The organism is Paenibacillus phytorum (genome assembly GCF_013141715.1).
GTDB classification, from domain to species: domain Bacteria; phylum Bacillota; class Bacilli; order Paenibacillales; family NBRC-103111; genus Paenibacillus_E; species Paenibacillus_E phytorum.
The window spans coordinates 94,315-108,709 of record NZ_WHOA01000165.1 but is presented as its reverse complement, the minus strand read 5'-3'; the positions used below and the strand labels follow the sequence as shown (position 1 = coordinate 108,709).

Here is a 14,395-nt window from a genome sequence, read left to right as displayed (position 1 = left end):
ATGAACGCACAGGAAACCAAGGAAGTGGATGATCTAGTACGGAAAATCAGGAAGAATGGAACAACGGTCATTCTTATCGAGCACAACGTCGGAATGGTGGTTGGACTGTGCGACCGCCTTGTCGTTCTGGATCATGGCGAGAAGATTGCGGACGGCAAACCGGAGCAGGTCATCGCTCATCCGAAAGTCATCGAAGCGTATATCGGAAAGACAGACGAGATCGACGAGACTGACGAGTCTGAAGAGGAGGTGAATCCCATTGCTGCAAATTCGTGATCTTAACGTGTCTTACGGAAGCATTCATGCGGTTCGCGGGCTTTCTCTTCAGGTTGGCGCCGGTGAGGTTGTCACCTTAATCGGTTCGAACGGAGCGGGCAAGTCGACTACGGTGAATGCGATATGCGGAACCATTTCTTCCCAGGGATCCATTCAATACAACGGTAAAGAACTGAATGGCAGGTCCACCCATGACATTGTGAAGGATGGGATCGTTATGGTCCCCGAAGGGAGAAAGGTATTTCCCAAGCTTTCCGTAGTCCAAAACCTAATGATGGGAGCTTTTTCGCGAAAAGCATCGAAGGCGGAACTTACGCAAGACATCGATTTCGTATTTGGATTGTTTCCGCGATTAGCCGAACGAAAAAGTCAATTTGCAGGTACGATGAGCGGGGGCGAGCAGCAAATGCTTGCCATCGGTCGTGCGCTAATGGCGAAGCCTAAGCTACTTATTTTAGACGAGCCGTCCATGGGTTTGGCACCGATTGTGGTCAAAGATATATTTGAGACAATTCGCATCATCAAGAAGCAAGGATTAACGACGCTATTGATCGAGCAAAATGCCTCCATGGCTTTATCCGTGGCTGATCGAGGGTATGTGATGGAGCATGGGGAAATCAGGTTTCACGATACCGCACACAATTTGCGTACGCAGGATAACGTCAAGAAGGCGTATCTGGGTCATTAAGGGAGATATATGCATGCAAACTACAGTTGGTCGTACGATCCGTGCGTCCCATGGAACGAAACTTACGGCAAAAGGCTGGCAGCAGGAAGCGGTACTCCGGATGCTGATGAACAACTTGGATCCCGATGTGGCAGAGCGTCCTGAGGATTTGGTCGTTTACGGGGGCATCGGTAAAGCAGCGCGAAATTGGGAATGCTTCGATAAGATCGTGGAATGTTTAGCCGAGCTGGAGGATGACGAAACGCTGCTTGTTCAATCTGGTAAACCGGTAGGTGTATTTAAGACACATCCGCTGTCGCCTAGGGTTCTTATCTCGAATTCCGTCCTCGTTCCAGCTTTTGCTAATTGGGAAACATTCCACGAGTTGGATAAAAAGGGCTTAATGATGTACGGCCAAATGACAGCGGGCAGCTGGATTTACATCGGCAGCCAAGGTATTTTACAGGGGACGTATGAAACGTTTGCCGAGGCTGCCCGGCAGCACTCCGATGGCACGCTGAAAGGTACGCTGACATTAACGGCCGGACTCGGCGGGATGGGCGGCGCTCAGACGTTAGCTGTCACGATGAACGATGGCGTTGTCATCGGCGTGGACGTCGACCCGTCTAGGATTCAACGAAGAATCGATACCCGTTATTGCGATGTCATGGTTTATGAATTAAATGAAGCCTTGAAGCTGGCTAACGAAGCTCAGGAGCAAGGCAAGGCGCTCTCGATCGGGCTCGTAGGGAACGCGGCTGAGATTTTCCCAGAGTTCGTAGCACGCGGTATTGTTCCTGATTTCGTGACGGATCAAACGTCCGCCCACGATCCGCTGAACGGCTATGTGCCTAGCGGGTATTCCCTCCAAGCGGCGGCCGAGCTGCGCAATAGTAATCCGGCTGAATACGTGAAACTGTCCAAGAAGTCGATAACCGCTCACGTTCGGGCCATGCTTGACCTGCAGCGTTTGGGTTCGGTTGTATTCGACTACGGAAATAACATTCGTCAGGTAGCACTTGATGAAGGGGTAACAGATGCATTTAACTTCCCAGGCTTTGTACCGGCTTACATCCGACCGCTGTTTTGCGAAGGCAAAGGTCCTTTCCGTTGGGTAGCGCTTTCCGGCGATCCGGAGGATATTTACAAGACGGATGAGCTGGTGTTGAAGCTGTTCCCAGATAATGAACCGTTGCACCGTTGGATGCAATTGGCGAAGGAAAAAATTGCGTTCCAAGGCTTGCCTGCCCGCATTTGCTGGTTGGGTTACGGGGAGCGTGTGAAATTAGGGCTTGCGATCAATGAAATGGTACGAAGTGGAGAACTTTCCGCACCGATCGTCATCGGGCGCGATCATTTGGATTGCGGTTCCGTGGCTTCGCCTAACCGTGAAACGGAGTCCATGAAGGATGGCAGCGATGTAGTCGGCGACTGGGCGATATTGAACGCTCTTGTGAATACGGCTTCCGGTGCGAGCTGGGTTTCCGTCCATCACGGCGGCGGCGTAGGCATGGGATATTCCCTGCATGCGGGCATGGTTGTGGTGGCGGATGGTTCCAAAGAAGCGGATGAAAGACTTTCCCGCGTCTTGAATACGGACCCTGGAATGGGTGTTATCCGTCATGCCGACGCTGGTTATGAGCTTGCTATAGAGACGGCTAAGGAGCACGGAATTCGCGTGCCGATGCTTGGGATATAAAAGAATCGTTTGGAGAATTTTAAGAAGAATTGTCGTAGAAAAGCTCTGGGATTGTATCCCCAGAGCTCTTTGTTACCACATAAGAAAGTATAAGTTTTCGGATCCCGAAAACCGCTTTCTTATTGGCGATAAAACCTACCTCTAAACGCGGTCGCACATCCCTGATTGGCCTCGATAGAGGTTTTCTCACTGGCCCCGGGAAAATCGCTGACTGCCTTTTATGGAACCCTAATTTCTTCCAAAAAAAGTGTTGCAATAGACGTAAATCCGATGTACGATATTACAAAAGATAAAGCGCTTACACGCATGCTGTTCCTGTATTAAACCGGTTTAAGAGAGAGTGGGTTATATCCCCTCTAACTCATAGATTACTAAGCGCCTACAATTTTTTTTTGTTAATTCAATTAAACCGGTTTAACACCATATATACTTAACATGATTTACGACCTACATATTGCTCACTTAACTGTATTAAACCGGTTTAATGCGTGATCTACCTAGGAGGTGAAGGGAAACAATTTTCAGAGCTTGATGAAGAAGATTGAAGTACCAGTATAATCATGGAGGGGATAGGTTTGAACAAGAATAAGTTGTTTTTTGTAGGGATGATGTTGATCTTTGCCGTTGTTTTTGCAGCATGTGAGAGTGAGGGTGATCCAAAGCCAAGTTCAGCCGTTCAGGCAACGAAAGCTCCTGTTGCATCTGCACCAGTGAAGGCTGACGGCTTCAAAGAGGCTCCGATGTTAACTAAGCTCGTCGGTGCAGGCACGTTGAAACCTGTGATTGAACGTATGCCGGTTAAGGAAGATATCATGGTGGAAAAAGTAACTGAAGAGATCGGCAAATACGGCGGCGACTGGAAAATGCCCTGGTCTGGACCTAATGATCGTTGGGCAGTCGGTCAACCGACAGAGGAGGCACTTTTCCGTTTTAACAAGGATGGAAGCGCTGTTGAACCAAATGTGGCCAAAGGTTTTGACGTGAATAAAGATTCAACCGAATTCACCATTTATTTAAGGAAGGGCATGAAGTGGTCAGACGGAATGCCATTCACAGCCGATGATGTCCTGTTCTACTGGGAGCACATGCTAACGAAAGAAACCTTCGGCAAAAAAATATATGACGCTTATTACTCCGTCGATCCTGTGACCGGGGAAAAAGCGTTAGCTAAAATTACGAAAATTGATGATTACAGCTTTAAAGTTGTACATAAGTATCCAAGTGTGCTGTTCCTGGAGCGCGTTGCCATTGACAACAAATGGTTCTTTGCACCGGCACATTTCCAAAAAACGATACTGCCTGAATTTGTAGGCCAAGATAAAGCACTTGAGATTGCTAAAAAATGGGGCTTTGAGGATGTTAAGTCTTTCTTGGTAGCAACGGGCTATTATTATTGGGTAAACCCACAAATCCCGACTTTAAGAGCTTGGGTCGCTAAAAACGATCCGAATAGTGATCAATTTATTATGGAACGCAATCCCTACTATTGGAAAGTGGATAGCGAAGGCAACCAACTACCCTATATGGACCGCATTGTCGCTACCAAAGTTCAAGACCCCGCTCAAAGAGTTCTTGGTTCACTAGCGGGAGATTATAATCTTCTTACCTTTGATTTTAAAGATTTCACCGTATTGAAAGAAAATGAGAAGAAAGCAGGGTTCCGGGTGATGCCTTGGACCACGCCAACTTGGTCAAGTGCTGGCATTCAACTCAATCAGACCACGCCAGACCCTAACCTGCGCAAGCTGTTTCAGGATATTCGATTTAGAGAAGCACTGTCTGTTGCAGTTGATCGTAAAGAAATTTCCGAGATCGTTACAAATGGTTTAGGTGCTCCTGTGCAAGCATCGGTTCCGGAGGGCTTAGTTGGTTTCCAAAAAGGCTGGTCGGACCAGTGGAGCAAATTCGATGTGAATCGTGCCAATCAATTATTGGATGAGTTAGGTTTGACGAAACGGGATAAAAATAATTTCCGTTTGAATGCAGACGGCTCGGATTTAACGATAACGGTTATTGAAGGCAGCACGAACACGGCAACTTTTCTAGAATTAGTTAAAAAGTATTATCAAGCCGTCGGGATTAAGATGGACGTTAAGGTTGTGGATGCAGGAACTCAGCAGGAACTCAAGTACTCGAATAAGATCCCAGCGACCACTGAAAACATTTCGTTAGTCAATGTAGCCTTCCGACCTGACACGCTTGTTCCTCTGAGAGTGCTGACCCCATGGTTCGGACATTACGGATTGTTTACTTCATCCAATGGCAAAGAAGGCGTCAAACCAGAAGGTGATGTCGCCTTAATTCTGGACTACTGGAACAAAGTGAAATCATCTACAAGTAAAGAGGAAATCAATAAATGGAGTAATGAGATCATTAAGCTTCATCAAAAGAATCAATGGATTATTGGTTATGCCGGTCCAACTCCAACGCTGGTTGTCGCTTCAAATAAAATGGGTAACATACCGAAGGATTTGGTTTTCTCGGATGAATTCCGCAGCTTAGGGCATGGTCATCCATCGCAATTTTATATCAAACCGTAAGTTAAACCTGTAATTAATAGGGGGAGCTTAGCTTCCCCTTATTGTCTTCATCAGCATCTTCGAATGAAGCGGAGAGGATTGAATAGAGATGCTCCAATATATTGTAAGAAGAATCATATTGGTAATACCCGTCGTTATTTTTATTTCCATGATCGTCTTCTATATCATTCAACTGCCGCCCGGAGACTATGTATCGACTTATGCGGCTAAGATGTCTGTGGCAGGCGATGTCATGACGCAGCAAGATATGGATGAAATGAGAGCAAGCTTAAGATTGGATCAACCATGGTTTATGCAATACCTGGCGTGGATGAAAAATATTGTTTTTAATTTCGATTTCGGGTATTCGTTCAGCTATAACAGGCCTGTTATGGATGTCATAGCGCAGTACATGGGGTTAACGATCATCGTCTCTTTGGTAACGATGGCCTTTACCTATGCGGTGGCGATCCCAATCGGTATTTACTGTGCGGTAAGACAATATTCGATTGGGGATTATATTTTTTCAGCCATAGGTTTCCTTGGCATGGCTACCCCTCACTTCTTAATGGCTATTATTTTAATGTACCTCTCTTATGTATATTTTGGCGATCCCCTGCTAGGGCTATTTTCGAATGAATTCGTCAATGCAGGATGGTCGATGGACAAGGTTCTTGATTTGCTGAAGCATATGATTATCCCTGTTCTTGTAATTGGTTTGGCGAACACGGCAGAGCTGATTCGAGTCATGAGAGGTCAAATGCTGGACGAATTGAATAAGCCGAATGTGGTAACCGCAAGATCAAAGGGCTTATCGGAAACAAAAATATTGCTTAAATATCCGACGCGCGCTGCCATGAACCCGATCGTTAGTACCATTGGATGGTCGCTAACCTCCATTTTTACAGGTTCAACGATTACGGCAATCGTATTGAATTTACCCATTCAAGGTCCCGTTATGTATAACGCATTATTAGCCCAGGATATGTATTTGGCAGGCACCTGGTTATTGTTTATGGCTGTGTTAACGGTTATAGGGACATTGATTTCGGATATTTTATTGGCATGGCTCGATCCAAAAATTCGCACAGAGTTCAGAGGTACATAACCTATGAAAACAATTCCGATAGCAGGGAAACAGAAATTAAACGTGATCAAACCACAAAAAAACAGCGATGTCTATTACAGTTCACAATGGCGTCTTATGTATCACAGGTTAAAGAAGCATAAATTAGCCCGTATCAGCTTAGTGATTCTATCCTTGTTCTACATAGCCGCCATCTTTGCTCAGTTTATAGCGCCTTACGGGTTGGAGAGCTACGACAGTAAATATGTGAATGCGCCTCCAGCTAAAGTGAGCTTCATAGATGCCGAGGGAAAGTTTCAATTTAGACCGTTTGTATATGACCTAAAGTCAGCCAGAGACCCGGTTACCCTTCGTAAAGTCTTCGTTCCGGATGAGAAGGTTCGCCATTCGATCCGCTTTTTAGTCAAAGGTGAAAGCTATAAATTCCTTGGCTTGATTCCAACGAATAGACATCTATTTGGCGTAGATCAACCTGGTCGTGTATTTATATTCGGTACGGACGGGATGGGCAGAGACTTATTATCGCGTATTGTGATGGGAAGTCAGATTTCATTAAGTATCCCTCTCATTGGTGTAACGATCAGCTTTGTCTTAGGTTTGTTTATCGGGGGTGTATCGGGTTATTTCGGAGGTTGGATTGATTCGGTCATTCAGCGTTTCATTGAAATTATTCGTTCATTTCCGACGCTTCCACTATGGATGGCACTATCGGCTGCCATACCACCGCGTGTGCCCGTAGTAACGATGTATATCTATATTGTCATTATCTTCGCCTTTATTGGTTGGACGGAACTGGCTAGGGTAGCAAGAGGAAAGTTTATTTCGTTGAAAAATGAAGAATATGTGCTAGCAGCCAAAATAGCCGGCGTAAGCGATGCTAAAATCATTATTAAACATCTTTTGCCTGGTTTTATCAGCTACTTGGTTGTGGCAACGACATTAGCCATACCCGGCATGATTCTCGGAGAGACAGCCATGAGCTTTCTTGGACTTGGTATACGCTCTCCTGCTACCAGCTGGGGTGTTCTGCTTCAGGAAGCTCAACAGATCGAGAATGTCGCTTTGTATCCATGGAAGCTAATCCCTTTAGGATTTGTCATCGTTACCGTATTAACTTTTAACTTTCTTGGAGACGGATTGCGCGATGCTGCCGATCCATACAAGAAATAATCCATATTAGCGTAAGGCGAGGAGATATTATGACATCTCAAGCTTCTGTTTCACAATCCGAACAACCCCTGCTATCCGTTCAAGACCTCAAAATTCGAATTCAAATGGATAATGGCGAAATGAAAGCGGTTGATGGCGTTGATTTTGAAATAAAAAAGGGTAAAACATTGGGCCTTGTTGGCGAATCCGGCTGTGGAAAGAGTCTGACCAGTCGAGCTATCATCAGTATTAATCCCAAAGAATGTGAAACCTCAGGGAAGATTGTTTATCACTCCACCTCTGAAAAGTCGCTAAACGATTTGGATTTATTATCTCTAGATTCGCGAGGCAAACAAATTCGATCGATTCGCGGTCGCAAAATTGCTATGATATTTCAAGAACCCATGACGGCATTTTCACCGATGTATACGATCGGGAATCAGATCATGGAGTCCATTTTGATCCACCGCACCAAAAATAAAAAAGAGGCCAAGAAGATAGCGCTAGAAATGCTCAGTAAAGTTGGGATTTCCGATCAAGAGAAGCGGTTTGACCAATTTCCGCATGAGTTTTCCGGCGGTATGCGCCAGCGTGCGATGATCTCCATGGCTTTGTCCTGCAATCCGGAACTGTTAATTGCCGATGAGCCCACGACTGCACTGGATGTAACCATTCAAGCGCAAGTGTTAGAGCTTATGAAGGGACTCCAACAGGAATTTGGCATGGCCATTCTGCTGGTGACTCATGATCTTGGGATCATTGCAGAAATGTGCGACGAAGTGGCTGTCATGTATCTAGGGAAAATTGTTGAGCAATCGACAGTAGAAGAAATTTTCAATAATCCTAAACACCCGTATACGAAAGGTCTGCTTAAATCGATGCCAAGATTAGGCGGAAATAGACATACACGTCTAGAATCGATTGAAGGAACAGTTCCGATGGCATTCAATATGCCTCCAATGTGCGGCTTTTATGATCGTTGTAAGGATAGGATTGAAGGTGTATGCAATAAACAGGCCGTGCCGAAAACTCGAGTATCCGATAGCCATATGGTTAGATGTTTTCTTTATAAGGATGAAGGCGAAGGAGAATAAGGATGTCTAAACCTATACTGAAAGTAAATAATCTAAATAAGGATTTTCAAGTGAAATCCAAGAATAAGCTGTTTAGAAAGCCTTCATCCATTCGTGTTTTAAACAACGTCTCTTTTGAGCTATTGGAAGGGGAGACATTAAGCATTGTCGGCGAATCAGGCTGTGGAAAAACGACGTTAGGCCGCTGTATTGTGAGAGGGATGGATGCCACTTCAGGGCAAGTGATGTATCAACCTGAAGGTGAAAAGCAAGTTGATTTTTTAGGGCTGCGAGGCAAAGAATTCAAGAAATATAGAAAAGATATTCAGATGATTTTTCAGGATCCCTATTCATCACTGAGTCCTAGAATGAGCGTATACGATATTATTGCTGAGCCGCTGCTCGCTAACTTTAAACTGACGAAATCACAATTAGATGACAAAGTTACCCAAATCGCAGAGAAGACCGGATTAAATGTCAGTTATCTCAAACGATATCCTCATGCCTTTTCCGGAGGGCAAAGACAACGTATCGCTATTGCGAGATCACTTATTTCTCAACCGAGACTAATCGTATGTGATGAAGCTGTTTCGGCGTTAGACGTGTCCATTAAAGCACAAATCATTAATCTGCTGAAGGACCTGCAAGAGCAGCTGCAGATCACTTATATTTTCATCTCTCATGATTTATCCATCGTTCAAAACATCTCCGACAGAGTAGCGGTTATGCACTTAGGGAAAATAGTAGAATTGGCGCCGGTGGATTCGTTATTTGATCATCCCAAGCATCCCTATACAGAGGCGCTATTGTCGGCTGTACCTGAGCCAGACCCGAATTATAAGAAGGATCGAATTATTCTCGAAGGAGAAGTTCCTAATCCAGCTAATCCTCCAAGCGGATGTCACTTTCATCCAAGGTGTACGTATAAGACTGATAAATGTATACAGGAAGAACCGGAGCTGCAAGCCGTCGGCGAAAATCATTATGCTGCCTGCCACTATGCGAATCAATTAAACTTAAGAGGTGTAATACATGAGTGATACGACAACGATTGATCCTAATGCTAAGAAGCTTATCGTTTTTCTGGACTGCGGAGATACGATCATTGATGAAGGAACTGAAATTAGAGATGATCATGATATTGTCATTAGGGCGAATGTGATTCCAGGGGCCGATATTATGGTGAAGACGCTTGCCGAACGCGGATATATACTGGCCATCGTAGCCGACGGTAGGGCGCAATCGTTCAAAAATATTTTAACGCAAAATGGATTGTATGATTATTTTACCACGATGATTTATTCAGAGACTATTAAAGCTTCTAAACCAAGTCCTCGTATGTTTAAAGCCGCGATTGGAGCGTTGGATCTCAGCGAGCAGGATTGCTCCCGTATTGTCATGGTGGGCAACAACCTAAGCCGCGATGTTAAAGGGGCTAATGCAATGGGAATTACGAGTATCTTCTTGAGCTGGACTCCTAGATACCCGAAGTTGCACGCAGACGAAAGTGAAATACCTGATTATACGATCAACCATCCGCTGGAATTAATTGACTTAGTAGAAAAACTCAATGAAGAATTAGGATAAATGGATGGTTTTCTGAAGGGATGTTTGAATATATATGGCTAAAATTGATGAAGTAGCAAAATTAGCGAAAGTCTCAAAAGGGACAGTGTCGAATGTTTTTAGCCAAAAAAGACCTACAAGCGACGAAGTAAAAGAGAGAGTCATGACGGTCTCCAGACAATTAAATTATGTGCCTAATCATATTGCGCGAAGCTTGGCTACGAAGAAAACCATGGCGATCGGATTGACAATCCCGCATGGCAGCTTCTTTTTTAGCGCATTTCATACACAGTTCATCAATGGCGTTATTTTGGAGGCTTCCTTTTATGGATACAGGGTTCTGCTTGATATGATTCCTGTGCAAAAGGTGAAAACACCATTCCTGTCGAGTTATCCGATTGATGGTGCTGTTGTGATGAGCCCAACGACCGATGATGACCGTATCAACCTCATGCATGGTGAACAAATCCCCTTTGTTACTGTCGGCAGAGTCATGAATACCAATATTCATAAATCTTTCAGCGTGGATAACGACAATCACAAGATTATTGACAGCATATGCAAGTATTTGATCGACAAGGGTCATAAAGACATTATGTTTTTAAATGCAAATGAGCTTATGACCGTGTCCATCGATAGAAAAGCTGGCTTTATCAAGGCGATGAAAGATCATCAGCTTGATGTGGAAGATCACATGATTCATCATAAGCCTGCCCTAAATACTAGTGAATACATGGACTATGGCTATGCAGAGACAATTGAAATCCTTGGTAACCAGAAGAAGAAAGTGACCGCGATTATTGCAGATGACGACCGCACGGCATTCAGTGTCCTTAATGCACTCAAGGATCTGAATCTCAGGGTACCAGAAGATGTATCTCTATTTGTCATATGCGGAGATCTCTCTATGATGGTTCAATCGAACCCGTCTTTGACGAGCATGGATTTGCAGCCTTCGGAATTAGGGGCTCAGTCTGTCCGATTGTTAATGCACCAATTAGGCGTTCTGCAAGGGGATTTCTCGGAAAATATGATTATTGAAAGCAAAATTATAGAAAGAAATTCTTGTCTGACGATTGGATAAGTAGTTGAAGACAATATCGGGAGGGCAGCAGGATGAACAAAGACATATGGAACGTAGGCATCATTGGCCTTGGAGGAATTGGCGATTATCATATGAACCATCTTTCGAGAATTGCGAATACGAGAGTTGCAGCCATTTGTGATGTGAATACAAAGGCGGTTCAAGAGGTCGGTGATCGATTAAACTTATCGGCTGAGAAGCGCTATTGCGATTATAAAGCGATTATAGCTGATACCGATGTTGACTTTATCATATCCGGTGTCTCGAATAAATTCCATTATGACATCTTAAAATATGCGATAGAATGCGGTAAACCGATATTTTCTGAAAAACCTTTCACACGAACGATGGAAGAAGCAGATGAATTATTACGCTTGTATGAAAAAAATCCGATCCCCTGCATGATTGGATTTTCCTACCGCTACAGACCTTGCTTTCAATACGTTAAGCAGCTTGTAGAACAAGGGACTCTAGGGCGTATTCGGCATATTGCCGCTCACTACTTGCAAGAGGAAAACGCGCCAATGTTTAACAAGGAGTACACCTGGCGGTTTAATAAAGAGATGGCAGGGTCAGGTATATTAGCGGATATAGGCTCTCATATGGTGGATGCGGCACGCTTTTTTGTAGGAGAATTTACGCAAGTAGCCGGTATGATGAGCACGTTTATCGATCACCGAACGGATCCGCGGACAAATCAGCTCGTTAAAGTAGACGTGGATGACTTTACCGGTTTCCAGTGTGTGCTTGAAGGCGGGGTCATGGGCACCTTTTATACCCATAAAAATGCCATTGGAACGAAAAATCAATTTCAGGTTACGTTGTTTGGCGATCTAGGCACCGTCAGGATTTCGGTCGAACAACCGAATGAAGTTCATTTGACGGTTAGAGAAGGCGAAAAGCTGGAGCTAACAGAAAAAGTCATTCACTTGGACGAGAAAACGATGAAGCCCATGCTGCAGGATTTTGTGGATTATTTGGAGCAGGCTAACTCTCCATTACTCCCTACAATCATAGACGGATACCGTAATCAACAAGTGCTGCAAGCGATCATAGATTCAGCAAAAGACGGAGTGACGAGAACCATATAACTGCATTCATTTATTCAAAAAGGAGCGAGTTGTATGATTAAAGTAACGATATGGAATGAATTTCTGCAAGAGCAAAGAAAAGAGGAGGTAGCCCGGATATATCCCAAAGGGATGCATGGAGCCATTGCTGATGGTATCAGGCAGGATGGATTTGATATTAGCTTTGCAACCTTTAATGAGCCTGAGCACGGACTAACCCAAGAAAAGCTGGATGCTACCGATGTTCTCATTTATTGGGGTCACGTCGATCACAAGGGCTTTCAGGATGATGTCGTCGATCGTATTTGTGACCGTGTACATAAGGGGATGGGGCTGGTCGTCCTGCATTCAGGCCATCATTCCAAGATGTTCCGCAAGCTAATGGGGACATCCTGCGATCTGCTTTGGAGAGAAGCGGACGAGAAGGAGCGGCTTTGGGTTGTTGATCCATCACACCCAATCGTAGAAGGAATTGGTCCCTTTATCGATTTGGCGGAAGAGGAGATGTACGGAGAGCATTTTGATATTCCCGTGCCTGATGAATTAATCTTCGTCAGTTGGTTTGAGGGGGGCGAGGTGTTCCGCAGCGGCTGCACTTACCGTCGCGGTCAAGGCCGAATTTTCTATTTCCGTCCAGGACATGAGACTTATCCTACCTATCACAACAAAGATGTTCAGCGCGTGATCGCCAATGCGGTTAAATGGACAGCCCCGGTTATAAGAGAAAAAACGTTTTACGGACATCATTCTCCACTGGAAGAAATTAAAAAGTGATGTAAAGCGACACCTTTGAGGTGTCGTTTTTTTTGTCGAAAAAGATTTGCATCAGGCAAGCATGGATCGACATACGGAATGAAAGATTTGGAATATGATAGATTTGTAGATATTGGAGTAATTCATTATTCATTGAAGGGGTTGATCATTTTGGGCAAAAGCAAAATAGAAATATCCTCAAAAGGTATCGAAAAAACTCTTCGTAAGTTTGATTATTTGCAAGCAATCTCTGAATATATTTGGAATGGATTCGATGCTCAAGCTACTGTTGTAGATGTTAAACTTCATAAGAATGTTCTAGGCGGCATAGATCAAATTGTCATTGCTGATAATGGTTATGGCATAGATAGGAGAGAATTAGATCGGAAGTTTACGCCATTTTTTGAATCAGAGAAGCAAGTTGATCCTGAAAAGCGAGCCAGAACGACTTCTGCCATGCATGGAAAGAATGGAATCGGTCGATTAACCTTCCACCACTTTGCATCAGATGCAACATGGAAAACGACATATGTAGACGGCCTTCTTAAAAATATGTATATCATTCGTATTCATTCGAAAAATTTGGATACTTATGAAGCTACGAATAACATACTAACAGATGAAGATTCAGGGACGACTGTAACTTTTCATAATATCATAAAAGACTTTGTATATGAGGATTTGTTGACTTTTTTATGTAAGGAATTTGGATGGTTCCTAGAACTTCATTCTGAAAAACATTTCGATGTTAGATTGGATGGCGTATCCTTAGACTATTCGTGCGTTATAGCCGAAAAAGAAAGTTTTAAAATCGTTCATGAGCATACACAAACGGAGTTTCAAATCAAATATGTTCGTTGGAATGACCGAATCAATCATGAATATTCCAAGCTTTACTTTATCGATTCGAATTTAGCGGAGAAGCATAAGCAGCCGACAACTTTTAATAATAAAGGTGATTCCTTCTATCATAGCGTTTATATTCAAAGTCAAGGATTTGATCATTTTGATTTTGATAGTGAAGACAACGGTGGACAACTGGAATTATCTTTTGGAGCAAGCAGAAGAAGCGAGGCCTTTCAATTTTTACTTGAAGAAATCAACACGTTTATTAAGCAAAAAAGGAAGCCCTACTTGGGATTATTAGCAGATCATGTTATTGAAGACTTTGCGGAATCCAAGGCATTTCCTACTTTTAAAGACGAACCTGAGGACAATAACAGAAAAGAAGAGCTGGAATCTGTGATCAGGGAAATGTGTCAACTAGAACCAAGAGTGTTTGCACGATTAAATCCAGAACAGAAAAAATTGGTGGCTCACCTTATTCATTTAGCCATGGGATCGAATGATCGGCAACGGTTGTTGGAGGCTTTATGAGGTACGAAGGGCGCGGAACGTAGATCCTTTATTTCTTGAAATTCTGTGTTTGAAATCGAATAAGAGGAACGAGAC

13 protein-coding genes are annotated in these 14,395 nt (G+C 43.8%); all 13 read left to right on the top strand.

All coding sequences use genetic code 11. From position 1 onward, the window contains the following. The 13 genes from GC098_RS41710 (at position 1) to GC098_RS24520 (ending at position 14,320) form a co-directional block, all read left to right on the top strand. Positions 1-276, top strand: a complete 276-nt coding sequence (locus tag GC098_RS41710) for an ABC transporter ATP-binding protein C-terminal domain-containing protein (RefSeq protein WP_376769433.1) — start codon at positions 1-3, stop codon at positions 274-276. Next, positions 260-964 carry an ABC transporter ATP-binding protein gene (locus tag GC098_RS24575; protein WP_171645851.1) on the top strand — a complete coding sequence of 235 codons (705 nt, stop codon included), beginning with the start codon at positions 260-262 and terminating at the stop codon, positions 962-964. The genes GC098_RS41710 and GC098_RS24575 overlap by 17 nt, the downstream gene beginning before the upstream one ends. A gap of 13 nt (positions 965-977) precedes the next feature. Then, positions 978-2,642: a urocanate hydratase gene (gene hutU / locus GC098_RS24570; protein ID WP_171645850.1), complete on the top strand. Its 1,665-nt coding sequence runs from the start codon at positions 978-980 to the stop codon at positions 2,640-2,642. Positions 2,643-3,217: 575 nt separating this feature from the next. Further along, positions 3,218-5,182 carry an ABC transporter substrate-binding protein gene (locus tag GC098_RS24565; protein ID WP_246358912.1) on the top strand — a complete coding sequence of 655 codons (1,965 nt, stop codon included), beginning with the start codon at positions 3,218-3,220 and terminating at the stop codon, positions 5,180-5,182. A gap of 88 nt (positions 5,183-5,270) precedes the next feature. Continuing rightward, positions 5,271-6,269, top strand: coding sequence for an ABC transporter permease (locus GC098_RS24560; protein ID WP_171645848.1), 999 nt, complete (start codon positions 5,271-5,273; stop codon positions 6,267-6,269). A 42-nt stretch (positions 6,270-6,311) separates the two neighbouring features. Further along, complete coding sequence (locus GC098_RS24555) at positions 6,312-7,418, top strand: ABC transporter permease (protein WP_312880320.1); 1,107 nt, start codon at positions 6,312-6,314, stop codon at positions 7,416-7,418. A gap of 29 nt (positions 7,419-7,447) precedes the next feature. Further along, on the top strand, positions 7,448-8,491 hold the full coding sequence (locus GC098_RS24550) for an ABC transporter ATP-binding protein (protein WP_171645846.1): 1,044 nt from the start codon (positions 7,448-7,450) through the stop codon (positions 8,489-8,491). A 2-nt stretch (positions 8,492-8,493) separates the two neighbouring features. Continuing rightward, positions 8,494-9,510, top strand: a complete 1,017-nt coding sequence (locus GC098_RS24545; protein WP_171645845.1) for an ABC transporter ATP-binding protein — start codon at positions 8,494-8,496, stop codon at positions 9,508-9,510. Further along, the gene (locus GC098_RS24540; RefSeq protein WP_171645844.1) at positions 9,503-10,057 is read left to right on the top strand and encodes an HAD family hydrolase; all 555 of its coding nucleotides are present in this window, start codon (positions 9,503-9,505) and stop codon (positions 10,055-10,057) included. The genes GC098_RS24545 and GC098_RS24540 overlap by 8 nt, the downstream gene beginning before the upstream one ends. Before the next feature lie 34 nt (positions 10,058-10,091). After that, positions 10,092-11,120: a LacI family DNA-binding transcriptional regulator gene (locus tag GC098_RS24535; protein WP_171645843.1), complete on the top strand. Its 1,029-nt coding sequence runs from the start codon at positions 10,092-10,094 to the stop codon at positions 11,118-11,120. Positions 11,121-11,152: 32 nt separating this feature from the next. Next, on the top strand, positions 11,153-12,211 hold the full coding sequence (locus tag GC098_RS24530) for a Gfo/Idh/MocA family protein (RefSeq protein ID WP_171645842.1): 1,059 nt from the start codon (positions 11,153-11,155) through the stop codon (positions 12,209-12,211). 33 nt (positions 12,212-12,244) lie between these two features. Then, complete coding sequence (locus GC098_RS24525; RefSeq protein ID WP_171645841.1) at positions 12,245-12,964, top strand: ThuA domain-containing protein; 720 nt, start codon at positions 12,245-12,247, stop codon at positions 12,962-12,964. A gap of 78 nt (positions 12,965-13,042) precedes the next feature. Further along, on the top strand, positions 13,043-14,320 hold the full coding sequence (locus GC098_RS24520) for an ATP-binding protein (protein WP_171645840.1): 1,278 nt from the start codon (positions 13,043-13,045) through the stop codon (positions 14,318-14,320). Positions 14,321-14,395: the final 75 nt, after the last annotated feature.